Here is a 22,003-nt window from a genome sequence, read left to right as displayed (position 1 = left end):
GCGATCCGGTGCGTACGCACGGATACGCCGCGCGGATGCGCCCCGGCGCCGCTACGCGCGCACGACCGTCACGCCCGCCGCCTCGATCGGCTTCGTCAGCGCGGCTTCGGTTTCCTTCTCGACCACGACCGTCTGCGCAAGCGTGATGTCGCCGATCACGAACTGCGACGCCGCGCGCAGTTTCGACTGCGACGCGAGCACGACCGTCTCGGCCGCGCGTTCGGCCAGCGCGCGCTTGATTGCCGCTTCCTCGAAATCGCCGGTGCTGAGCCCCGCGACCGGATGGACGCCCGTGACGCCCATGAAGTACAGGTCCGCATGGATGCGCGCGATGCTTTCCATCGCCGCGGCGCCGACGGCAACGATCGAATGCTTGTAGAGCCGCCCGCCGATCAGGATCACGTCGATCGACGGATGCGCGGCCAGCGCGACGGCGACGCTCGGGCTGTGCGTGACGATCGTCGCGCGCAGGTCGGCCGGCAGCTGGCTGACGAGCAGCGCCGACGTCGTGCCGCCGTCGACGATCGCCACTTGCCCGGGCGCGATCATCTGCGCGGCCCGCCTTGCGATGCGCCGCTTTTCCGCTGTTTCGAGCGCCTCGCGCTGCGCGAACGGCGCGACGGCCGGCGACGCCGGCAGCGCGCCGCCATGTACGCGCTGCAGCAGACCTTCGGCCGCGAGTTCGCGCAGGTCGCGGCGGATCGTGTCTTCGGAAACGCCGAATTGCGCGCTCAGTTCGACCGCCAGCACCTGGCCGTCGCGTGCGAGCGCATCGAGGATCGCTTTCTTGCGTTGCGTCGTCAGCATCGTGTTTGCACGAAATTTCTTGAAATTGCACGAATATGCACGTTACCATGGGCGCCGTCTTTTGTCGAATGGGAGGCTGCGATGGCTGCAACGCGGGACCGCGTGCGCATCGTCGATACGACGGTGCTGTCCGATGACTGGTATGTGCTGAAGAAGGTGACGTTCGATTTCCTGCGCCGCGACGGAACGTGGCAGCGCCTGAGCCGCGAGACCTACGACCGCGGCAACGGCGCGACCATCCTGCTGCGCAATGCCGGCACGGGCGACGTGCTGCTGACGCGGCAGTTCCGGATGCCGGCGTTCGTCAGCGGGCACGACGGGATGTTGCTCGAAGCCGCGGCCGGCCTGCTCGACGACGCGACGCCCGAAGCACGCATCCGCGCGGAGGCCGAGGAGGAGACCGGCTATCGCGTGCGCGGCGTGCGCAAGGTGTTCGAGGCGTTCATGAGCCCGGGCTCCGTGACGGAGAAGCTGCATTTCTTCGTCGGCGAATACGATGCGTCGCTGCGCACCGGCGACGGCGGCGGCGTCGCGGAAGAGGGCGAGGATCTCGAGGTCGTCGAGATGCCGCTGCAGGCCGCGCTGGACGCGGTCGAGCGCGGCGAGATCGTCGACGCCAAGACGATCATGCTGCTGCAATACGTCGCGCTGCGGGAAACCGCCGGCGCGCGCGGCATGACGCCGCTGCTCGTGCTGGTCGCCGGCCCCTATCGCAGCGGCACGGACGGCGACCCGGCGCGCATCGCTGCGAACCTGCACCGTCTGGAAGCGGCCGCGCTCGCCGTGTATCGCTGCGGGCATGTGCCGATGATCGGCGAGTGGGTGTCGCTGCCGCTCGCGGTCGCGGCCGGGTCGCGGCAGGTCGGCGATGAGATCGGCGAGGCGTTCCTGTATCCGGCCGCGCACCGGCTGCTGCGGCGCTGCGATGCCGTATTGCGGATCGATGGCGCGTCGCGCGGGGCCGATGCGGACGTCAGCCTCGCGCGGCAGCTCGGTAAGCCGGTCTATTTCGCGATCGACGAGATTCCGGTCGCGCAAGACGATTCGGGTAGCTGAGCAGGTGGGGAGGTGCCGGGTCGCGGCATCGCCGGGGCCTCCCTGCGTCGGCTGCCGCGGGAAAAGCCCGGCGCCATCCGGATTCGCGATGTTGCGATCGCGTCATGCCGCTGCATCGCGCATGCGGCGCGGCACCCGAACCGGCGTATGATCGCGACGCGACCCGCGACCCGCGACCCGCGACCCGCGACCCGTTCGACGTTACCGCCGCCCATCATGCCGTTCCCCGATCCCGACGATTCCACCGCTGCCGCCGCGCAGCTTCCCGCCGATCTCGTCGCTGCCGCCGTTGACGTGCTCGCGCGCGCCGACGCGTTGCTCGTGACGGCCGGCGCAGGCATCGGCGTCGATTCCGGGCTGCCCGATTTCCGCGGCACGGACGGTTTCTGGCGCGCGTATCCGGCGCTGCGCCACGAGCGTTTCGAATTCCACGAGATCGCGTCGCCGCACGCGTTCCGCGCGCGTGCACAGCTCGCGTGGGGCTTCTACGGACACCGTCTCGCGCTTTACCGCGCGACGGTGCCGCATGCGGGTTTCGAAATCCTGCGCCGCTGGATCGACGCGATGCCGAACGGCGGCTTCGTGCTGACGAGCAACGTCGACGGCCAGTTCCAGAAAGCCGGCTTCGATCCGGCGCGGATCGTCGAGATCCACGGCTCGATTCACGCGATGCAGTGCCTGCGGCCCTGTTCGGACGACGCGTGGGACGCGGCGCCGTTCGTGCCGGACGTCGACGAAGCCACCTGCCGGCTGGTCGGCGAAGCGCCGCGCTGCCCGCATTGCGGCGGCCTCGCGCGGCCGAACATCCTGATGTTCGGCGACACCGGCTGGCTCGGGGCGCGCTACGACGCGCAGGAACGTGCGCTGGAAGACTGGATCGTGCGGGCCGGGCGCGTCGCCGTGGTCGAGATCGGCGCGGGCACCGCGATTCCGACCGTGCGCCTGCTGAGCGAGCGGCTCGGTGCCGACGTGATCCGCATCAACGCGCGCGAAGCGCATGCGCGCCGTGCGGACGTGATCGGGTTGAAGGGCGGCGCGCTGGCGACGCTGACCGCGCTCGACGCAGCCTGGCAGCACGCGTGAGCGTACCGGCGGCCGTGCGGGCGTCGTGCCTGCCGCCGTCGTTGCAGCGGCGCGGCGAATCCGCATACAGTTCAGCTTGTACCGTCCGTGCACGCGCCGCGCGCGCCCCGGAACGGGCATTGCCCCGGGCAACCGGGGCCGGCGGCTGAATCCGGCCGCATCATCGACCGGGAGCGCCCTTGTTCTATTCGATCGTCGCGATCTTCGTCGGCGCCGGGCTCGGCGCGTTGCTGCGCTGGTTCCTGAGCCTCGCGCTCAACGAATTCTTTCCCGAGGTGCCGCTCGGCACGCTCGCCGCGAACCTGATCGGCGGCTACGTGATCGGCATTGCCGCCGTCGTGTTCACGACCCGCGTCGGGCTGCCGCCCGAATGGCGGCTGTTCGTGATCACGGGCTTCCTCGGCGGCCTCACGACGTTCTCGACCTACTCGGTCGAAGTGATGACGCATGCGTTGCAGGGCGAATTCGGATGGGCGTTTGCGGTGGCTGCCCTACACTTGACTGGATCGTTCGCGCTGACGGCGCTCGGCATGTGGACCGCGCGCGCGTGGCTCGCGGCGGCCTGAACGCGCCGCCACCGGAGGGAGCGATGGACAGGATCTTCTTGCGCTTCTACCTGCACGAGCAGCACCGGCTGCACTGGAAGCCGTTGTGGGAATGGCTGCTGGAGGAGGCGAACCGGATGGGCGTCGCGGGCGGTTCCGCGTTTCGCGCGATGGCCGGCTTCGGCCAGCATCGCGTGCTGCACGAGGACCGCTTCTTCGAACTGCAGGGTTCGCTCGCGATCGAGGTCGAATTCATCGTCACCGAGGACGAAGCGCAGCGTTTGCTCGAACGGCTGTCGCACGAAAAAGTGCGCGTGTGCTACGCGATGATTCCGGCGCGCTTCGGCGTGATCGACACGCTCGGCGCGCCGCCGGCGCAGGGGCCGGCGGCGTAGGGCCTGTGTCCGTTATTGGCGTGACCAGCCCCCAAGGGAATCAGATGCCGAACATCGTCAGCGACACGGCGGCGCGCGTGACGATCATCAGCAGCACCTGCACGATCACGAACAGCAGGATCGGCGACAGGTCGATGCCGCCGAGGTTCGGGATGACGCGGCGCAGCGGGTTCAGGAACGGCGCGGTGAGTTGGTAGAGGATCGGCATCGCCGGCGAGCGCGGGTTGAGCCACGACAGCAGCGCCATCAGGATCGTCATCCAGATCACGAGATTGAGTGCCCATTTCACGACGGTGAGCAGCGCGACCACGACGAGCGTCGCGATCACCGCGGCCGGGTCGAAGCCGGCCATCACGACCATCAGCACGACGTAGACGAGCGCGGTGAGCAGCGCGGCGACGATGCTGGCCCAGTCGATGCCGCGTACGCCCGCGATCACGCGGCGCAGCGGCAGCACGAGCCAGTTGGTCGCCTGCAGCACGGCCTGCGTGACGGGGTTGTACGGCGGCACGCGGACGGCCTGCATCCAGACGCGCAGGATCAGCGCGGCGCCGAACAGCGTGAAGATGGTATTGAGCAGAAAACGGGCGATCTCGCCGAACATCGTTGGCATCCTTTTTATACAGTCGAGTAGCGTGCGGCCGCCAACGCCGGATGGCGGCGCATCGGCCGACACCTTATCACGCCTCGTCGCGCGACGGGGAGGGGTGCGCGGCGGTGCGCGCGAGCGACGTTTCGACGGCTTCGGCGAGCGCCGGCAGCGACGCCGGCGGCGCGGCGCGCTTCGCCGCGAGCGCGACCGCACGGCGCGTCATCAGCGCGTACAGCATCGCGTGATCGCCGCCGCGCGCTTCGAGCAGCGCGAGCTGGCGTTCGACGATGCCCGTATCGCCGCGCGACACGGGGCCGGCGAGCGCGTTCGCGAGCCCCTTGTCGCGCGCGGTTTCGATCGTGCCGGCGAGCATCGGCAGCAGCGCGCGCAGCGCGGCTTCCTCGTCGAAACCGAGGCCGCGCCACAGCTCGACCGCTTCCGACAGCCCGCACAGCGCGAAGCTCGCCGCGTAGTGCGCGGCCGCGTGATAGAGCATCCGGCCGCCGGCCGGAATCGACAGCGGATGGCAGCCGAGTGCGGCAGCAAGTCGCATCAGCGTCGCGTGCAGCGCGCCGTCGGCTTCGATCGTGACCGAGCAACCGTCGATGCGCGCGAGGTCGGCGTCGGTGCCGCCGAACAGGTAGAGCGGATGAAAGCCGCCGGTGGCCGCGCCTTGCCGTTTCGCCGGATCGAGCAGCGCGACCGCCGACGCGCCACTGCAGTGGACGATTGCCTGGCTGGCGGCGCGCGACGCGTCGAAGCGAAGTGCCGCGGCGGTCGACGCGAGATGGTCGTCGGGGACCGTCAGGAAGATCAGGTCGGCGGCGTCGGCGACCTGCTGCGGCGTGTCGACGGCCCGGCAGCCGGCGATGCGCGCGGCGAGCGCCGCTGCCGATTCGGGCGTGCGGCTCGCGATCGCGGCGACGGGAAAGCCGGCCTGCGCGAAGCGCTGCGCGACGCAGCGCGCGAGGCGGCCGGCACCGATGAAACCGAGACGGGGTGTGTCGGGGAGGGGCATGGCAGCGGACGTGAGCGAAAACGAAGCAGCCGCCAGTATCGCAGGAATAAAGGCACGGTCGCGGAAGGTCGATTGCCGTGCGGACGCATGTAGTCGTTACCGGTATGCGATGCGATCCACATGCGCATCTGCGTCCGGCTTTGCGGCCGAATCGCGATCTTCGAATCCGACCCCGAAACGCGTCGCGCGGGCGTCCCGCTTGAATTGTCGGCGTCTTGTCTCAAATTTGTAATCGTTCATTACGTACGCGTGCCCGCCGCGCGCGCCGTATCCGGTAAGACTGACCGGCCGTCGCGTTGCGCCCCGACTCGTCGGACGGAATCGCGCGATCTGCAAGGGCCGCCGCAGGCTGCGGAAGCTACGCCGCACGGCGGCTGCGGCCGCGTGCAATTGCAATTTGCAACAAATGCGCAACGCGTGAGAAGCGGGTTTTCGCTACATTGCTTCCATGCGACGTGCATGCCCGCCGTTGCCGACAGGAGCGCATAAAATACCGCTCCAGCAGGAGAATCGAAGTGAAAAAGCTCATTCCGTTCATCGCCGCCGCCGCGCTGGGCCTGGGTGCCGCAAGCGCCGCGCAGGCTCACGTGTCGATCGGGGTCGGCATCGGTATCCCGGTCGCGCCCGCGTATCCGGTCTATGCACCACCGCCGCCCGTGTACTACGCGCCGCCGCCGCCGCCCGTCTATTACGCGCCGGCACCGGCCTACTATGCACCGCCGCCCGCCGTGGTCGTCGGCGGCTACGGTGGTTACTACGGTCGTCCGTACTGGCGTCATGGTTACGGTGGCTGGGGCCATCACGGCTACTGGCGTCGCTGATTCGTCCCGCGCGGCCTGACCGCGCGTGGCAAAACGGCGCAACGTCCCGGGAGGGGCGCTGCGCCGTTTTTTTATTGGTGCCGCCGCTCGACGCGCGGCTCGTGCCGGCCGGCTGCGCTTACGCCGCGTGCGCGATCAGGTCGCGGTAGCCGCCGACGATCACGCTGTACGAGAAATAGGCGAACAGCAGCGCCGACGCGATGTGGCACGCGCGCATCAGCCCGGCGCCCGCGCGCTTGCGGCCCTGGCTCGCGAGCGTGCACATGAAGAGCGTCCACGCGAGGCCGCCGAGGAAAAAGCCCGACAGGAACACCGACGCGGTGGCCGGTGTGGTCGCGCCGGCTTTCGCGATCAGCGCGCCGCCGACCGCCGCGAACCACAGGATCGCGCTCGGCGACGACATCGCCAGCAGCATGCCGCGCAGGAAACTGCGCCGCGCGCTCGCCCGCGGCGGCGGCGCCTCGTCCGCGTCGTCGTCGGCCGCGCTGGCCGGCGCCAGCGCTTCGCGCGTCATCTTCCACGTGAGGAACAGCAGCACGGCGCCGCCGCCGATCCACACGATCCAGCGCACGGCCTCGAACTGCAGCAGAACGGCCATCCCCGCAAGCGCGAGCGCCGCGTAGAGGAGATCGCCGACGCACGAGCCGACGCCGAGCCAGAAGCCCGGCCGGAAGCCGTGCGATAGCGTCAGCGACAGCATCGCGACGTTCACGAGGCCGATGTCGAGACACAGCGACAGCGACAGGAAGAAACCGTCGGACAGCATCGAGGCGGGAGGAAAGCTCATCTTCGTCGTTCTGGTGGTGGGTGCGATGCACGGGCCGGCGGGCGCCGGCCGTACGGCCTCAGAGCCCGATCTCCTGCCAGAGCCGGTCGACGCGCGCCTTCACGGCCGCGTCCATCTCGATCGGACGGCCCCATTCGCGGTTCGTCTCGCCGGGCCACTTGTTGGTCGCGTCGAGCCCCATCTTCGAGCCGAGACCGGCAACCGGCGACGCGAAATCGAGATAGTCGATCGGCGTGCTGTCGACCATCACCGTGTCGCGCACGGGGTCGACGCGCGTCGTGATCGCCCAGATCACTTCCTTCCAGTCGCGGATGTTCACGTCCTCGTCGACGACCACGATGAACTTCGTGTACATGAACTGCCGCAGGAAGCTCCACACGCCGAACATCACGCGCTTCGCGTGGCCCGCGTAGCTCTTCTTCATCTGGACGATGGCCATCCGGTAGCTGCAGCCTTCGGGCGGCAGGTAGAAGTCGGTGATCTCCGCGAACTGCTTCTGCAGCAGCGGCACGAACACCTCGTTGAGCGCGACGCCGAGCACCGCGGGCTCGTCGGGCGGTTTGCCCGTGTAGGTCGAATGGTAGATCGCGTCGCGGCGCATCGTGATGCGCTCGACGGTGAATACCGGGAACCACTCCTGCTCGTTGTAATAACCGGTGTGGTCGCCGTACGGCCCTTCGAGCGCGTGCTCGTACGCGGCGGACGCGTTGCCGGCTGGCCGCGGCGGCGCGCCGGCCGGAGCGGGGGCAGGGGTGCCGTCCTGCGGATGGATGAAGCCTTCGAGCACGATCTCCGCGCGCGCGGGCACCTGCAGCGTGTCGACGCCGGGCGTCAGGCACTTCGCGAGCTCGGTGCGGCTGCCGCGCAGCAGGCCGGCGAACTGATACTCGGACAGCGAATCGGGCACGGGCGTCACCGCGCCGAGCGTCGTGGCCGGATCGGCGCCGAGCACGACCGCGACCGGATACGGCTTGCCGGGGTTCTGCAGCGCGAATTCGCGGAAGTCGAGCGCGCCGCCGCGATGCGCGAGCCAGCGCATGATCAGCTTGTTGTGGCCGATCAGTTGCTGGCGGTAGATGCCGAGGTTCTGGCGCGACTTGTTCGGCCCGCGCGTGACCGTCAGGCCCCACGTGACGAGCGGCCCCGCGTCGCCGGGCCAGCAGGTCTGGATCGGCAGCTTGTGCAGGTCGACGTCGGCGCCTTCCCAGACGATCTCCTGGCACGGCGGCGACGACACCGACTTCGGCGCCATGTCCCACACGGCCTTCGCGAGCGACAGCAGCTTGCCGGCGTCCTTCAGGCTCTTCGGCGGGTCGGGCTCCTTCAGCGCGGACAACAGGCGCCCGAGATCGCGCAGCGAATCGAGCGCGGCGTCGTCGCCCGCATCGACGCCCATCCCGAGCGCGACGCGGCGCGGCGTGCCGAACAGGTTGCCGAGCACGGGAAACGCATGGCCGGGCGGCGCGTTGAACAGCAGCGCAGGGCCGCCGGCACGCAGCACGCGGTCGCACAGCTCGGTCATTTCGAGCACGGGCGACACGGGTTGCGTGACGCGCCGCAGTTCGCCGAGCGCCTCGAGGCGCTGGATGAAATCGCGTAAGTCTTTGTATTTCATGAAGAAGGTCCGGGCCGCCCGCATGGCGGGCGACGGTGGGCGGGCGCAGCGGCCGGCTGCGGCCCCGAATCGACCGACGATTTTACCCGGCCCGCCGCGCGGACGCCCGGCCGCGAAAAAAGTCGATCGCGCGCAAACCCCCTACGGCATGGGGCTCCCGATCTGAAGAGTGGTTTTAAATTACTTTTTGTTATGATTTTGGGATTTTATAGTGTTGACGATCTATAAAACCCTGCTAGAATCCGCTCACATTGGTTGCAGGGTAAAAGGCTTCGAGCCGCCAATCACCGATCTTTGACGCAGCGCGTCACCGTCCGCCGAACCCTGCACGGCGTATTCGACGGCCTTAGTCGTAGTCCCAGCCAGCGCTACCAGACGCTGGTTTTTTGCGTGGGTGCCACCGCGTATGCCCGTCTCGCCCAGTGTGCGAAGGCGCCGGCCTTCTTACACCGTGGCCTCGAACGGTACTTATACCGTTTCCCCGATGCTTGCACGTCCCAACCAAGGCGTGCGGCGTCGTGATTCCGCGGCGCGTTTCTGTCTCGCCATCGAGCTGAGCGAGCCGCACGAGTCATGTTCATGGGAGATGATCTGAATGAACGCTTGGTTATCGTGGCGTCCCACTGAGCAGCATGCGCAAATCGTGCGCAACATGCTGCGTCGCGGGACGCGTGTCAGTCACCATCTATTCAGCGTTGTCGGCTGTCTCGCTGTCGCGGTTGCGCTTGCACTGTGGCTGCTGCCAACCGTACGCGGCACGCTTGCCGCGAAGCTGATGCCGGTCGTATCCGCGGCCGTGCAGGCCGGGCCTGCCCGTTTGCTGTCCGGCCATCCGCTGCCGAACTTCGCGCCTGCCGGCGCGCAGCCGCAGCAGGAAGAGAGTCCCGAAACGGACGCGCTTGCGGTCGGCCTCGATGTCGCACCGGAAGCCGCCGCGCAGGGCGATGCGTCCGATCCGGCCCGCAACGGCCCGTCGCCCGTCGCGCTCGCGAAACTGATCCCGACCCAGCGGGTGCCGGCCGATGCGCGCGACGATCGTGCGCTCGCGTCGAACCGCGAACAGGCGCTCGTCGCGACCTATCTGTCGCGCCGTTACCGCATCGCCCAGGAGCCGCTCGGCCAGCTCGTCAAGGCTGCGTTCCAGACCGGCCGTGACGTCGGCCTCGATCCGCTGCTGCTGCTGTCCGTGATGGCGATCGAATCGGGCTTCAACCCGTATGCCGAAAGCGGCGTCGGCGCGAAGGGCCTGATGCAGGTCATGTCGAAGGTCCATTCCGACAAGTTCGAGTATTTCGGCGGCACCGATACCGCACTGCAGCCGCTCGCGAACCTCCAGGTCGGCGCGCTCGTGCTGAAGGACTGCATCGCCCGCGGCGGCTCGCTCGCGAACGGCCTGCGGCTGTACAACGGCTCGACGAACCCCGACGACAACGCATACGGCGCGAAGGTGATGGCCGAGCGCGGCCGGCTGCGCGACGTGTCGCACGGCCGCAGCGTGCCGGTCAATGCACCGCAGGCGCCGGCGAAGCCGATCGTCACGGCCGCTGCCGTGACGGCATCGGCAGGCGGCGCGAAGCGCGTGCGTGCGACGCTCGAAACCGCGACGTCGGCGAAGACGACGGCGTCGAAGGAAACGTCGCCGCAGGATGACGCGAGCGTCGATACCGCGAAGCAGGCGCACGGCGGCCATTCGGAGCTCGGCGCGTAACCTGACGCGTACCGCGCGGTTCCGGCCGGCAGGAAATGAAAAAGGCACCCGATCCGGGTGCCTTTTCCTTTTGTGGCGTGTGGAACGGCCGGTGTGCCGGCCGCGGCGTCAGTGCTGCCCGAACAGCGTTGCAAGCCGATCGACCGCCTCTTCGAGCCGCGTATAGGCGGTCGCATAGGACAGGCGGATATAGTCGCGCGGCGCGTGGACGCCGAAGTCCATGCCGGGCACCAGCACGACGCCCGCGTCGTGCAGCATCGCCTGCGTGAGCGCGGCGCTGTCGCCGGCCGCCGGGTGGGCAACGCCGCCGCAATGCGCATACACGTAGAACGCGCCGTCGGGCATCACCGGAACGGTGAAGCCGAGCCGTTCGAGCGCCGGTGCGATGAAGTCGCGGCGGCGCTTGAATTCGAGCCGGCGCGCTTCGTAGATGTCGAGCGTGGCCGGCTCGAAGCACGCGAGCGCTGCATGCTGCGCGAGTGCGGACGGGCAGATGAACAGGTTCTGCGCAAGCTTTTCGAACGTACCGACCAGCGCGGGCGGCACGACGAGCCAGCCGAGCCGCCAGCCGGTCATGCTGAAATACTTCGAGAAGCTGTTCACGGTGACGACATCGTCGCCGAACGACAGCGCCGATACGGGCGCCGCGTCGTAGCTGAGCCCCTGGTAGATCTCGTCGACGATCGTGAAACCGCCGCGTGCGCGCACGGCTTCGACGATCCGCCTCAGTTCGTCCGGTTCGAGCGACGTGCCGGTCGGGTTCGACGGCGACGCGAGCAGCACGCCGCGCGTGCGGTTGCCCCAGCGCGTGCGGACGTCGTCCTCGGTGAGCTGGAAGCGTGCGTCCGGGCCGCTCGGCACGAGCACCGCGCGGCCTTCGGCCGCCGCGACGAAGTGCCGGTTGCACGGATACGACGGGTCGGGCATCAGCACCTCGTCGTCGCGGCCGACGAGCGCGAGGCACGCGAGCAGCAGCGCGGCCGACGCGCCGGCCGTCACGACGATCCGTTCGGGGCTGATCGTGAGGCCGTACGCGCGCGCGTAGTGCGCGGCGATCGCCTCGCGCAGCGGCGCAATGCCGAGTGCGCTCGTGTACTGCGTGACGCCGCGGCGCAGCGCGGCCGCGGCCGCTTCGACGACAGGCTCCGGCGCGGTGAAATCCGGTTCGCCGATGCCCATGTGGATAACATCGCGCCCCGAGGACTCGAGCCGCTGTGCCTCCTTCATCAGTTCCATCACATAGAAAGGCTGGATCGCGTCGACGCGTGCGGCGAGCGTGACGAGCGAATCGGCGGTGGTATTCATCGGTCGGGCGGGGCGGGGAGAGAATGAAAAACGGGCGCTTGCGCGCCCGTGGACAAACAAACGGTATCAGCCGTTGCGGCGCGCCTGCGTTTCGGCGGGGCGCAGCTTCGCGGCGAGCTTGTCGAGCACGCCGTTCACGTACTTGTAGCCGTCGGAGCCGCCGAACGTCTTCGCGAGTTCGACGGCTTCGTTGATGATCACGCGATACGGCGTTTCGACGTGGTGCGTGAGCTCGAACGTCGCGATCAGCAGCACGGCGCGCTCGACCGGCGACAACTGCTCGATCGGGCGGTCCAGCGACGGCGTCAGCGCTTCGACGAGCGTCGCGTGCTCGCGGATCACGCCGTGCAGGATGGCTTCGAGCAGATCCTTGTCAGCCTTGTCGTAACCGAGTGCGCCGCGCAGCTGCGCGTCGATCTCGCCGGAGGCCGCGTTCGACAGCAGCCACTGATACAGGCCCTGCGTCGCCAGCTCGCGCGATTGTCGGCGGGCGCTCTTCTTCATGCGCGCTCCTCTTCGTCGCCTTCGTCTTCTTCTTCGTCTTCGTCCTCGTCGTCGCCGAGCTGGTCGAGCGCCATCGTCAGGTTGGCCATCTCGACGGCGACGCGCGCGGCGTCACGACCCTTTTCGGTCATGCGAGCGACGGCCTGCTCGTCGTTTTCGGTCGTCAGGACCGCGTTCGCGATCGGCAGGTTGAAGTCGAGGCCGATGCGGGTGATGCCCGCGCCGCTCTCGTTCGACACGAGTTCGAAGTGGTAGGTCTCGCCGCGGATCACCGCGCCGAGCGCGATCAGCGCGTCGAACTGGCCGCTTTCAGCAAGCTTCTGCAGCGCGAGCGGGATTTCCAGCGCGCCGGGCACCGACACGAGCAGCACGTCTTCACCGGTGACGCCGAGGCGCTCCAGTTCTTCGACGCACGCGTCGGCGAGACCGTTGCACACGGGTTCGTTGAAGCGCGATTGCACGATGCCGATACGCAGGCCGTCGCCTTCGAGATTCGGTTGGTATTGTCCGATTTCCATGATCTTGTCCGTGGTGTGGATGAACGGTTATAAGGCGAAAGCGCCGTGGCGGGTTACGCGTTGGACGCCGGGCAGGACTTGGCTTCGCCGCCGGGCATCGGAATGAAGCCCGTGACTTCGAGGCCGTAGCCGGACATGCTGCCCAGCTTGCGCGGATTCGACAGCACCTGCATCTTGCCGACGCCGACATCGCGCAGGATCTGCGCGCCGATGCCGAACGTCTTGAAATCGACCGGCCGGCGCTTCAGCGCAGCGGCCTTTTCTTCCTCGTCGAACGCCTTGAAGACGTCGATCAGGTGTTCCTTCGTGTCGCCGCAGTTGAGCAGCACGATCACGCCGAGGTCGCGTTCCGCGATGTCGCGCATCGCGGCGTCGAGCGTCCACGAGTGCGTCGACACGCCTGTTTCGAGCAGGTCGAGCACCGACAGCGGCTCGTGCACGCGCACCGGCGTATCGACGTCGGGCGACGGCGCGCCGCGCACCAGCGCGATGTGCGGCGAACCGCTCGGCTGGTCGCGGTACAGCACCGCGCGGAACGTGCCGTGCGCGGTCTGCATCGTGCGCTCGGCGATTCGCTCGATGATCGATTCGGTGCGGCTGCGATAGTGGATCAGGTCGGCGATCGTGCCGATCTTCAGACCGTGTTCCTTCGCGAATTCGATCAGGTCGGGCAGGCGCGCCATCGTGCCGTCGTCCTTGATGATCTCGCAGATCACCGCGGCCGGCGTGAGGCCCGCGAGCGCGGTGAAGTCGCAGCCGGCCTCGGTGTGGCCTGCACGCACGAGCACGCCGCCCGGCTGCGCCATGATCGGGAACACGTGGCCCGGCTGCACGATGTGCTCGGGACGCACGTCGTGCGCGACCGCGGTTGCGATCGTATGCGCACGGTCGGCGGCCGAGATGCCGGTCGTCACGCCTTCGGCCGCTTCGATGCTGACCGTGAACGCGGTGCCGTACTGCGTGCCGTTGCGGTAGGTCATCAGCGGCAGGTGCAGCTGCTTGCAGCGTTCCTGCGTCAACGTCAGACAAACCAGGCCGCGGCCGTACCTGGCCATGAAGTTGATCGCTTCCGGCGTGACGAATTCGGCGGCGATCACGAGGTCGCCCTCGTTTTCGCGGTCTTCTTCGTCGACCAGGATCACCATCCGGCCGGCTTTCAGCTCGGCGATGATGTCGAGCGTGGAGGCGAGCGTCATAAGGGGGCGAGAAAGAGGAAAGTGCGTATTTTACGCCAGCCGGACGACGTTTCGGCTGGCGCGGGTTGCGCTCGGCCGGCAAGCGCTCCGGAAGGCGGTGCGACCGGCCTGCGCGGCAGGCCCGGCCGGGCCGCCGCGCGTTGCCTGCACGCGGGTGCGAGCGATTGCGGGCCAGGCCTTGCCCGGCCGCGCGTCAGGCGTGCTCGTTGCGCCCGCCGAGGTAGTCGAGCTTGCCGAGTTCGACCCCGCTGTGGCGCAGGATGTCGTACGCGGTCGTCACGTGGAAGAAGAAATTGGGCAGCACGAAGTTCAGCAGGTACGACTGGCCGGTGAACTCGATCGGGCCGACGCGCATCTTCAGCACGATCTGGCGCGCCTCGCTGCCGTCGATCTGCGCGGCGTCGAAGCTTTTCAGGTAGTCGATCGTCTTCTGGATGCGCGCGTGCAGTTCGTCGAAGGTCTGCTCGACGTCCGGGTAGCTCGGGATCTCGGCGCCGGCGAGCCTCGCCGCGCAGCCCTTGGCCGTGTCGGTCGCGATGTAGACCTGGCGGACGAGCGGCAGCATGTCCGGGTAGAGGCGCGCGCCGACGAACACCGACGGGTCGATCTGCTTCTCGGCAGCGTGCGCCTGCGCCTTGCCGAGGATGTGCTGCAGGTTGGTCAGGCCGCGGATCAGGACGGGCAGCGAAGCCTGGTACATCGAGATGGACATGGGAACGACTCCTGTGGGAAGAGGGCGACCGGTACGCGGCGCGTCGTGCGTTGCGGCGTTGAAACCGCTGTCGACGCATCTTAGCGCGACGGCATGACCCGTGCGCGTCGTTGGCCGTTCGGCCGGCTCTCGTTAGAGCGACCGGCCGGCGAGCGCGATGCAGCCGCCCTGATTGCGCGGGAATACCGAACCTCGCCGGCATCGCGCGTCGATCCGTAAAAGGTCGTATCATGAAACACGAAACACGAAATATGAAGCGACGGAGACTGACATGATCGAACTCGACGGCGCCGCGTCGGCCGTACTTGCCCGGCTGGAATCCTTCGGCCAGGAAAACGATGCGCAGATGGCCGACCGCAGCCGCAAGATGCTGAACCTCGAACCGCCCACGGCCGAACTGCTGTACCTCCTCGTCACCGGCGCGCGGCGCCGGCGCGTGCTCGAGATCGGCACGTCCAACGGCTACAGCGCGATCTGGCTCGCCCATGCGCTGCGCGAAACGGACGGGCAGCCGCTCGTCACCGTCGAGTTTTCGCCCGACAAGGCCGAGCAGGCGAGGGCCAACCTGCGTGCGGCGGCGCTGCAGGACTGGGCACAGGTGATCGAAGGCGATGCGACGCAGGTCTGCGCGGCCGTGACCGGCCCGTTCGACTGCGTGTTCTTCGATGCCGACCGCGTGAGCGCGCCGCAGCAGCTCGCGCACCTGTTGCCGAAGCTGACGCCCGACGCGCTGCTCGTCGCGGACAATGCGCTGTCCCATCCGGACGAGATCGCCGGCTATCTCGCCGCGGTCGACGCGCTACGGCAGTTCGACACGACGATCGTGCCGGTCGGCAAGGGGCTCCACATCGCACGTCGCCGGAGGCCGGCATGACGCGCGCGACGCTCGAGCGCACGACACTGGGGCGCGACGCATACGGGGCGATCAGGGAGATGCTGGTCGACGAGGCGCGCTTCGCGGCGGGCGAGAAGATCAGCATCGAAGCGCTGTCGCGCGATCTCGGCATCAGCCGCTCGCCCGTGTGGGCGGCGGTGTCGCGCCTCGAAGCCGAGGGGCTGCTGCAGGTCGTGCCGCGCCAGGGCGTCTTCGTGATCGCATTCGACCGCGCGCGGATCGCGGCCATCTTCGAGGCGCGGGAGGCGCTCGAGGGCATGGCCGCGCGCCTGGCTGCGCTGCGCATGACGCCCGACGATCATGCGGCGCTGGACGAAGCGTTGACGCGGCAGGCGCGTGCGGTCGCCACGCGCGACGGCGACGCATACCGCATCGCCAACCTCGACTTTCACCACGGACTGCTCGCGACGGCGCGCAACGCGACGATCGAGACGTCGCTCATGGCGTTGTATGCGCAGGTGCAGACGATGTGTGCGGGCGGCGCGAGTCCGATGGACGACTGGGATCGATTGGGCGGGAATGTCGCCGAACACCGGCAGGTGTTCGACATGATCGCGAAGCGCGATGCGGATGCCGCGGAGCGTGCGGCGCGCGAGCATGTCCGGCAGTTGCTCGACACGATTCTGGCGCGGGCAGGCGGAGAGGGTGCGGATGCCTGATCGCCTGCGGAACGCGGGCGGGCGACGGCAACGAGGATAAAGGAAAGCGGCGGCGGTCCGGGCTCGGGCCGTTGGCCGCCGCGTCGGGGATCGCGAGCGCGATCAGTCCTGATGCACGCCCTGCGATGTCGACAGCATCCGCTCCACATACCGCGCGATCATGTCGACTTCCAGATTGACCTTGTCGCCGGCCTTCAGGTGACGCAGCGTCGTGACCTCGACCGTATGCGGAATCAGGTTGATCGAGAATTCGCATCCGTCCGCGCGATCGTCGACCGTGTTGACGGTCAGGCTTACGCCGTTGACCGTGATCGACCCCTTGTACGCGAGATAGCGGCCGAGCTCGCGCGGCGCGACGATCCGCAGCTCATGCGACTCGCCGACCGGCGCGAAGCGCGACACGGTGCCGAGGCCGTCGACGTGGCCCGACACGATGTGCCCGCCGAGGCGGTCGTGCGCGCGCAGTGCCTTCTCGAGGTTCACTTCGCCGGGCTGGGCGAGGCCGACCGTGCGGTTCAGGCTTTCGCGCGACACGTCGACATCGAACGCGGCGTCGGTCTTTTCGATCACCGTCATGCACGCGCCCTGGATCGCGATGCTGTCGCCCAGCGCGACATCGGCGAGGTCGAGCCCGCCGGCCAGTACGGTCAGGCGCACACCGGCATCGGCCGACGTGCCGAGCGGATCGATCGATTCGATGCGGCCGACGGCCGCGACAATTCCCGTAAACATCGTGACGATCCCGTTCAGTGAGTGGCGTCGGGCTGCGTGAAGCGCGCCAGGATCCGCAGATCGTCGCCAATCCGCTCGACACCGTGGAACGACAGCCGCGTGCGGGCATCGAGATTCGCCGGCGCGGCGAGGTCGAACATGCCGGCCGCGTCGGCGCCCAGCAGGCTCGGCGCGAGATAGACGAGCAATTCGTCGACGCATTGCTCGCGCAGCAGCGAGCCGTTCAGCTTGTGGCCGGCCTCGACGTGCAACTCGTTGACGCCGCGCGCGCCGAGCGCCGCCAGCATCGCGGGCAGGTCGACCTTGCCGTGCGCATTCGCGAGCGGCACGATTTCCGCGCCGCGCGCCTTCAGCACGTTCGCGCGCATTTCGCCGCTCGCGTCGAGCCGGCCGCAGAAGATCAGCAGCGGCGGGCCTTCGAGCAGCCGCGCGTCGAGCGGCAGGTCGAGGCGGCTGTCGACCAGGATGCGCTGCGGCTGGCGCGGCGTGTCGATGCCGCGCACGGTCAGCAGCGGGTTGTCCTCGCGCACGGTGCCGATGCCGGTGAGGATCGCGCAGGCGCGCGCACGCCACGCGTGCCCGTCGAGGCGCGCGGCCTCGCCGGTGATCCACTGGCTTTCGCCGGACGGCAGCGCGGTGCGGCCGTCGAGCGACGCGGCGGTCTTCATCCGCACCCACGGGCGGCCGCGCGTCATCCGCGACACGAAGCCGATGTTCAGTTCGCCGGCTTCGTGCGCGAGCAGCCCGCAGCGCACGTCGATGCCCGCGTCGCGCAGCATGCCGAGGCCGCGCCCCGACACCTGCGGATTCGGGTCTTCCATCGCCGCGACGACCTTCGCGACGCGCGCTTCGCTCAGCGCGTTCGCGCACGGCGGCGTGCGGCCGAAATGGCTGCACGGCTCGAGCGTCACGTAGACGGTCGAGCCCGCGACGTCGTGGCCGCGCGAGCGCGCGTCCTTCAGCGCCTGCACTTCCGCGTGGTCCTGGCCGGCCGGCTGCGTGAAGCCTTCGCCGATCACGTCGCCGTCCTTGACGATCACGCAGCCGACGCGCGGATTCGGCGCCGTCGTATACATGCCGCGCGCGGCGAGCGCGAGCGCGCGCTCCATATGGGCGAAATCGGTATCCGAGAACATGCGCGCGGCCCCGGGTCAGGCGGCGAGTGCCGCGAACGCGCGGCGCGCGGCCGCGAGCGTCGCGTCGATCACCGCGTCGTCGTGCGTGCTCGACACGAAACCTGCCTCGTACGCGGACGGCGCGAAGTACACGCCCTCGTCGAGCATCAGGTGGAAGAAGCGGTTGAAGCGCTCGGTGTCGCTCTTCGTGACTTCCGCGAAGCTGGTCGGCACGCGCTCCGCGAAGTAGAGGCCGAACATCGCGCCGATCGAGTCGGCCGCGAACGGCACGCCGGCCGCGCGCGCTTCGGCCGCGAGGCCGTCGGCGAGACGCTTCGTCTGCGCGGTGAGCGCATCGTAGAAGCCGGGCGCCTGGATCAGTTGGAGTGTCTTCAGGCCCGCGGCGACCGCGATCGGGTTGCCCGACAGCGTGCCGGCCTGGTAGACGCCGCCGAGCGGCGCGAGGTGGGCCATGATGTCGCGGCGGCCGCCGAACGCGGCGGCCGGCATCCCGCCGCCGATCACCTTGCCGAGGCAGGTGAGGTCGGCCGTGATCCCGTAGTACGCCTGTGCGCCGCCGAGCGCGACGCGGAACCCGCACATCACCTCGTCGAAGATCAGCACGGCGCCGTGCTTCGTGCACAGCGCGCGCAGCGCGTTCAGGAATTCGGGCGTGCCGCGCACGAGGTTCATGTTGCCCGCGACGGGCTCGACGATCACCGCGGCGATCTCGTCGCCGAACGCGCCGAACGCTTCCTCGAGCGCGGCGACGTTGTTGTATTCGAGGACGGTCGTGTGCTTCGCGATGTCGGCGGGCACGCCGGCCGACGTCGGGTTGCCGAACGTCAGCAGGCCGGAGCCGGCCTTCACGAGCAGGCTGTCCGCGTGGCCGTGGTAGCAGCCCTCGAACTTGACGATGCGGCTGCGGCCCGTGAAGCCGCGCGCGAGGCGCAGCGCGCTCATCGTGGCCTCGGTGCCGCTCGACACCATCCGCACCTGCTCGATCGACGGTACGAGCTTGCAGATTTCCTCGGCGATCTCGATCTCGGCCTCGGTCGGCGCGCCGAACGAGAAGCCGTCGGCGAGTACGTTCTGCACGGCCGACAGCACTTCCGGATGGACGTGGCCGACGATCATCGGGCCCCACGAGCCGATGTAGTCGATGTACTGCTTGCCGTCGGCATCCCAGAAATACGGGCCTTGTGCGCGCGCGACGAAACGCGGCGTGCCGCCGACCGAACGGAATGCGCGCACCGGCGAGTTGACGCCGCCGGGAATGGTCTTCTGGGCGCGTTCGAAGAGGATCTGATTGTTGGACATGGGCGAAACCTGCGAGAGAAGGGCGCGGGGGCCTGTGCACGGGCCGCGGCGCCTGGGCGGAACGATCGTCTGATTGTACCGGAGACGCGCGCGGGCGGGCCGGCAGGCCGGTCTGCGGCCTTTCGGCGCGTCGGGAGATGCGCGGGGGCCGGAAACGACGGGCCGATTCGATCTGGCCGTCGATCCGGCCATCGGTCCGGCTATCGCGGCGGCTTGCGCTTGCCGGTCAGCTCCGCCCAGCGCTTCTCGAGCGGGCCTTCGACCATCGGCTTGATCGACGTGCCGGAGCTCTGCGCATCCCAGGTCTGCACCGAATACGGGTGGACGCGCAGTGCGTCGCGCGCGATCACGACGTCCTGGTGCGCGTCGACCAGCCAGTCGTACACGAAGTCGATGCACAGCCGGTAACCGCGCTTCGTCGACGGATCGGGCACCTCGTACGGCGCGCGCGTCACGTAGCCGGAGCCGAACACCCCCTTGGGCTCCTTCGCGACGCGGTGCAGGAACACGCGGTCGCCCGGCAGGATGCCGCGCGCGAAGCCGCAGCCCCACACGTCATGCACGGCCTCGCCGGCCTTCACGCGCGCGGCGACGTCGGGCAGCTCGGGCCATGGCCATTTCTTGGGGCTCCAGATCAGCAGGAAAGCGGTCATCGGTTCGGTCGTGCGTCGAATTGGTCAGACAAGAGAAGCAGGCAGCTGCAAGCTTAATCGAATCCGCCAGCGATCCCACGATCCCACGATCCCGCGCAACGGGCGCCGCGCCGGTGTTTCCCGGTCTGCCGCCGCATGCGGCCCGCAGCACGTAAAAAAGTTGCGCGTACAATCATGGGCCTGAACGCGCCGTCCGCGGCGCGGCCTCCCGTCTTCACCGCCACGCGCGCCCCGATGCGCGCGGGCTCCATTCCGGATACCCATGTCTCACGTCGTCCGGCGCCGGCCCGATGCCCGGCTGATCCTGTTGCTCGGCGCGCTTGCCGCCTGCGGGCCGATCGCCACCGACATGTACCTGCCGAGCCTGCCGTCGATCGCCGACGGCTTCTCCGTTAGCCCCGGCGCCGCGCAGCGCACGCTGACGAGCTTCATGGCCGGCTTCTCGGTCGGCATGCTGCTGTACGGCCCGCTGTCCGACACGTGGGGCCGCCGCCCCGTGCTGCTTGGCGGCATCGCGCTGTTCACGCTCGCGAGCATCGGCTGCTTCGTGTCGGGCTCGATCGACATGCTGATCGTCGTGCGCTTCCTGCAGGCGCTCGGCGCCGGCGCCGCGTCGGTGCTGGCCCGTGCGATTGCGCGCGACGCGCACGAGCCGAGCGACGCGGCGAAGGTGCTGTCGATGGTCGCGATCGTCACCGCGGTCGGGCCGCTGCTCGCGCCGCTGATCGGCGGCCAGATCCTGCGCTTCTCGGGCTGGCGCGGCGTGTTCGTCGTGCTGGCCGTGTTCGGCGCGGTGTGCGCGGCGACCGCGTACCTGCGCGTGCCCGAAACCTGGCCGAAGGAACGGCGCAAGAGCACGGCCGTGCTCGCGTCGTTCGCGTCGTACGGGCGCATCCTGTCCGACCCCGTCGCATGGGGGCACATGCTGTGCGGCGGGATGGCATTCGCGTCGATGTTCTCGTACATCACCGCGACGCCGTTCGTGTACATCGAGTATTTCCACGTGTCGCCGCAGCACTACGGGCTGCTGTTCGGCCTGAACGTCGTCGGGATCATGATCGGCAACTTCGCGAACACGCGGCTCGTCGGCCGCGTCGGCTCGCTGCGCATCATCGCGGCCGCGTCGCTCGTAAGCTGCATCGCGTCGCTCGCGGTCGCGCTCGTCGCGCTGACCGGGTGGGGCGGGCTGTGGTCGATCGTCGTGTGCCTGTTCTTCGTCGTCGGCGTGGTCGGGATCCTGTCCGCGAACTGCACGACCGACCTCATGCACCGCTATCCGCACAACGCGGGCGCGTCGGCGGCCGTGTTCGGCGCGATGCAGCTCGCGCTCGGCGCGCTCGCGAGCGTCGCGATCGGCGCACTCGCGGACGGCACGCCGTTCGCGATGGGCGTGACGATCGGCGTCACGGGCGTGCTGTGCTTCGTCGGGCGCTATCTGGTGCTGCGCTGGCACGGACGGGCCGTGCCAGCCGGGGCTTGAGCAGCGCGGCGGAACTGGCGGAGGAGGGGGCGACGGCTTCAAACTTCCCCCCTCTGCATCGCTTTGAACGTTCTGACGAGCGATTGTCGAGTCGATAGCTGCGCTTCGGGTTGATCACGAACCGTTTGACCTGGGCATCGAGTTCCTGGCTGTGATACAGATCCAGGCATTTCAAAAAAATGAAATTTCACGCCTTTGATTTCGGACTCGACGACCGGATTGCGATAGTCGCGAGCAAGAAAACGATTGACCAGCGATTTGCCCGCGTCGGGGTTCCGTTCGAGATCGAAGTCGGACCTATCCGTCATTTCGTGGGCGGGGCATATCATGAGGTATAAAAGTCATGGATATGCCGATGAAGAAGAAGAGGCAAACCGTAGCGCGTCAGGCAGCGGCCCGCGGGCCGCTGCCTGAGTTGCCCAAGGAACTGCTGGACCAGTTGGTCAAGGGGCCGATGACGCCGACCGAGGTTCAGGATCTGATGCTG

At 68.6% G+C, this 22,003-nt stretch carries 24 protein-coding genes and 2 pseudogenes; 11 read left to right on the top strand and 15 right to left on the bottom strand.

Annotated elements, in window-relative coordinates:
- Positions 1 to 51 precede the first annotated feature (51 nt).
- Complete coding sequence (locus GD429_RS36775) at positions 52 to 807, bottom strand: DeoR/GlpR family DNA-binding transcription regulator (RefSeq protein ID WP_152864697.1); 756 nt, start codon at positions 805 to 807, stop codon at positions 52 to 54.
- Between the two features lie 81 nt (positions 808 to 888).
- Here GD429_RS36775 and GD429_RS41495 point away from each other — a divergent pair.
- From GD429_RS41495 to GD429_RS36755, 5 genes and pseudogenes are all read left to right on the top strand, one after another.
- Positions 889 to 1,479: pseudogene (locus GD429_RS41495) on the top strand (NUDIX domain-containing protein); the annotation flags it as partial.
- A gap of 3 nt (positions 1,480 to 1,482) precedes the next feature.
- On the top strand, positions 1,483 to 1,863 hold the full coding sequence (locus GD429_RS41490; protein ID WP_227792071.1) for a DUF4406 domain-containing protein: 381 nt from the start codon (positions 1,483 to 1,485) through the stop codon (positions 1,861 to 1,863).
- 216 nt (positions 1,864 to 2,079) lie between these two features.
- Positions 2,080 to 2,946: an SIR2 family NAD-dependent protein deacylase gene (locus tag GD429_RS36765; protein WP_152864693.1), complete on the top strand. Its 867-nt coding sequence runs from the start codon at positions 2,080 to 2,082 to the stop codon at positions 2,944 to 2,946.
- A gap of 179 nt (positions 2,947 to 3,125) precedes the next feature.
- Positions 3,126 to 3,512, top strand: a complete 387-nt coding sequence (gene crcB, locus GD429_RS36760) for a fluoride efflux transporter CrcB (RefSeq protein WP_034182940.1) — start codon at positions 3,126 to 3,128, stop codon at positions 3,510 to 3,512.
- 23 nt (positions 3,513 to 3,535) lie between these two features.
- On the top strand, positions 3,536 to 3,886 hold the full coding sequence (locus GD429_RS36755) for a DUF190 domain-containing protein (protein WP_047900029.1): 351 nt from the start codon (positions 3,536 to 3,538) through the stop codon (positions 3,884 to 3,886).
- Positions 3,887 to 3,926: 40 nt separating this feature from the next.
- On the opposite strand, the gene GD429_RS36750 is transcribed toward GD429_RS36755, so the two are convergent.
- Positions 3,927 to 4,490, bottom strand: coding sequence for a YggT family protein (locus GD429_RS36750; RefSeq protein WP_152864691.1), 564 nt, complete (start codon positions 4,488 to 4,490; stop codon positions 3,927 to 3,929).
- A gap of 76 nt (positions 4,491 to 4,566) precedes the next feature.
- Positions 4,567 to 5,496 carry a Rossmann-like and DUF2520 domain-containing protein gene (locus GD429_RS36745; protein WP_152864689.1) on the bottom strand — a complete coding sequence of 310 codons (930 nt, stop codon included), beginning with the start codon at positions 5,494 to 5,496 and terminating at the stop codon, positions 4,567 to 4,569.
- Positions 5,497 to 6,011: 515 nt separating this feature from the next.
- On the opposite strand from GD429_RS36745, the gene GD429_RS36735 reads away from it, so the two are divergent.
- On the top strand, positions 6,012 to 6,317 hold the full coding sequence (locus GD429_RS36735) for a hypothetical protein (protein WP_027783774.1): 306 nt from the start codon (positions 6,012 to 6,014) through the stop codon (positions 6,315 to 6,317).
- Between the two features lie 118 nt (positions 6,318 to 6,435).
- Here the strand turns inward: GD429_RS36735 and GD429_RS36730 are convergent, their stop codons facing one another.
- Both GD429_RS36730 and GD429_RS36725 read right to left on the bottom strand, forming a co-directional pair.
- Positions 6,436 to 7,104: a LysE family translocator gene (locus GD429_RS36730; protein WP_152864684.1), complete on the bottom strand. Its 669-nt coding sequence runs from the start codon at positions 7,102 to 7,104 to the stop codon at positions 6,436 to 6,438.
- Between the two features lie 58 nt (positions 7,105 to 7,162).
- The gene (locus tag GD429_RS36725) at positions 7,163 to 8,719 is read right to left on the bottom strand and encodes a UbiD family decarboxylase (protein WP_152864682.1); all 1,557 of its coding nucleotides are present in this window, start codon (positions 8,717 to 8,719) and stop codon (positions 7,163 to 7,165) included.
- A gap of 595 nt (positions 8,720 to 9,314) precedes the next feature.
- Here GD429_RS36725 and GD429_RS36720 point away from each other — a divergent pair.
- Positions 9,315 to 10,427, top strand: coding sequence for a lytic transglycosylase domain-containing protein (locus GD429_RS36720; RefSeq protein WP_152864680.1), 1,113 nt, complete (start codon positions 9,315 to 9,317; stop codon positions 10,425 to 10,427).
- 108 nt (positions 10,428 to 10,535) lie between these two features.
- Here the strand turns inward: GD429_RS36720 and GD429_RS36715 are convergent, their stop codons facing one another.
- From GD429_RS36715 to GD429_RS36695, 5 genes are all read right to left on the bottom strand, one after another.
- Positions 10,536 to 11,732 (bottom strand): pyridoxal phosphate-dependent aminotransferase, encoded by a 1,197-nt coding sequence (locus GD429_RS36715; RefSeq protein WP_152864678.1) that lies wholly within the window; start codon positions 11,730 to 11,732, stop codon positions 10,536 to 10,538.
- Between the two features lie 66 nt (positions 11,733 to 11,798).
- On the bottom strand, positions 11,799 to 12,236 hold the full coding sequence (gene nusB / locus GD429_RS36710; RefSeq protein ID WP_152864676.1) for a transcription antitermination factor NusB: 438 nt from the start codon (positions 12,234 to 12,236) through the stop codon (positions 11,799 to 11,801).
- On the bottom strand, positions 12,233 to 12,754 hold the full coding sequence (ribH, locus tag GD429_RS36705) for a 6,7-dimethyl-8-ribityllumazine synthase (RefSeq protein ID WP_152864674.1): 522 nt from the start codon (positions 12,752 to 12,754) through the stop codon (positions 12,233 to 12,235). Before ribH ends, nusB begins: the two co-directional genes overlap by 4 nt.
- Positions 12,755 to 12,807: 53 nt before the next feature.
- Complete coding sequence (ribBA, locus tag GD429_RS36700) at positions 12,808 to 13,950, bottom strand: bifunctional 3,4-dihydroxy-2-butanone-4-phosphate synthase/GTP cyclohydrolase II (RefSeq protein ID WP_152864672.1); 1,143 nt, start codon at positions 13,948 to 13,950, stop codon at positions 12,808 to 12,810.
- A gap of 193 nt (positions 13,951 to 14,143) precedes the next feature.
- Positions 14,144 to 14,662 (bottom strand): DUF1993 family protein, encoded by a 519-nt coding sequence (locus GD429_RS36695; protein ID WP_105393453.1) that lies wholly within the window; start codon positions 14,660 to 14,662, stop codon positions 14,144 to 14,146.
- 271 nt (positions 14,663 to 14,933) lie between these two features.
- On the opposite strand from GD429_RS36695, the gene GD429_RS36690 reads away from it, so the two are divergent.
- Together GD429_RS36690 and GD429_RS36685 are read left to right on the top strand one after the other, a co-directional pair.
- The gene (locus GD429_RS36690) at positions 14,934 to 15,536 is read left to right on the top strand and encodes an O-methyltransferase (RefSeq protein WP_152864670.1); all 603 of its coding nucleotides are present in this window, start codon (positions 14,934 to 14,936) and stop codon (positions 15,534 to 15,536) included.
- Positions 15,533 to 16,216 (top strand): GntR family transcriptional regulator, encoded by a 684-nt coding sequence (locus GD429_RS36685; RefSeq protein WP_152864668.1) that lies wholly within the window; start codon positions 15,533 to 15,535, stop codon positions 16,214 to 16,216. Before GD429_RS36690 ends, GD429_RS36685 begins: the two co-directional genes overlap by 4 nt.
- Before the next feature lie 102 nt (positions 16,217 to 16,318).
- Here the strand turns inward: GD429_RS36685 and GD429_RS36680 are convergent, their stop codons facing one another.
- The 4 genes from GD429_RS36680 to GD429_RS36665 form a co-directional block, all read right to left on the bottom strand.
- Complete coding sequence (locus GD429_RS36680) at positions 16,319 to 16,948, bottom strand: riboflavin synthase (RefSeq protein ID WP_152864666.1); 630 nt, start codon at positions 16,946 to 16,948, stop codon at positions 16,319 to 16,321.
- Positions 16,949 to 16,962: 14 nt separating this feature from the next.
- The gene (gene ribD, locus GD429_RS36675; protein ID WP_152864664.1) at positions 16,963 to 18,084 is read right to left on the bottom strand and encodes a bifunctional diaminohydroxyphosphoribosylaminopyrimidine deaminase/5-amino-6-(5-phosphoribosylamino)uracil reductase RibD; all 1,122 of its coding nucleotides are present in this window, start codon (positions 18,082 to 18,084) and stop codon (positions 16,963 to 16,965) included.
- A 15-nt stretch (positions 18,085 to 18,099) separates the two neighbouring features.
- A complete protein-coding gene (gene hemL, locus GD429_RS36670) occupies positions 18,100 to 19,383 on the bottom strand; it encodes a glutamate-1-semialdehyde 2,1-aminomutase (RefSeq protein WP_014897811.1) in 1,284 nt (427 codons plus the stop codon).
- A 200-nt stretch (positions 19,384 to 19,583) separates the two neighbouring features.
- The gene (locus GD429_RS36665; RefSeq protein ID WP_034182952.1) at positions 19,584 to 20,036 is read right to left on the bottom strand and encodes a hypothetical protein; all 453 of its coding nucleotides are present in this window, start codon (positions 20,034 to 20,036) and stop codon (positions 19,584 to 19,586) included.
- A gap of 262 nt (positions 20,037 to 20,298) precedes the next feature.
- On the opposite strand from GD429_RS36665, the gene GD429_RS36660 reads away from it, so the two are divergent.
- Entirely contained in the window at positions 20,299 to 21,516 is a 1,218-nt protein-coding gene (locus GD429_RS36660; RefSeq protein ID WP_152864662.1) for a Bcr/CflA family multidrug efflux MFS transporter, read from the top strand.
- A gap of 38 nt (positions 21,517 to 21,554) precedes the next feature.
- Here GD429_RS36660 and GD429_RS36655 read toward each other — a convergent pair whose 3' ends face one another.
- Positions 21,555 to 21,824, bottom strand: coding sequence for a T6SS amidase immunity protein Tai4 family protein (locus GD429_RS36655; protein ID WP_227792067.1), 270 nt, complete (start codon positions 21,822 to 21,824; stop codon positions 21,555 to 21,557).
- Positions 21,825 to 21,871: 47 nt separating this feature from the next.
- Between GD429_RS36655 and GD429_RS36650 the strand changes: the two are divergent.
- Positions 21,872 to 22,003, top strand: a pseudogene (locus GD429_RS36650) (IS256 family transposase); the annotation flags it as partial.

It is taken from the genome of Burkholderia sp. BE17 (genome assembly GCF_009362305.1).
GTDB lineage: Bacteria > Pseudomonadota > Gammaproteobacteria > Burkholderiales > Burkholderiaceae > Burkholderia > Burkholderia pyrrocinia_C.
This window is presented reverse-complemented; position numbering and strand designations above follow the sequence as displayed.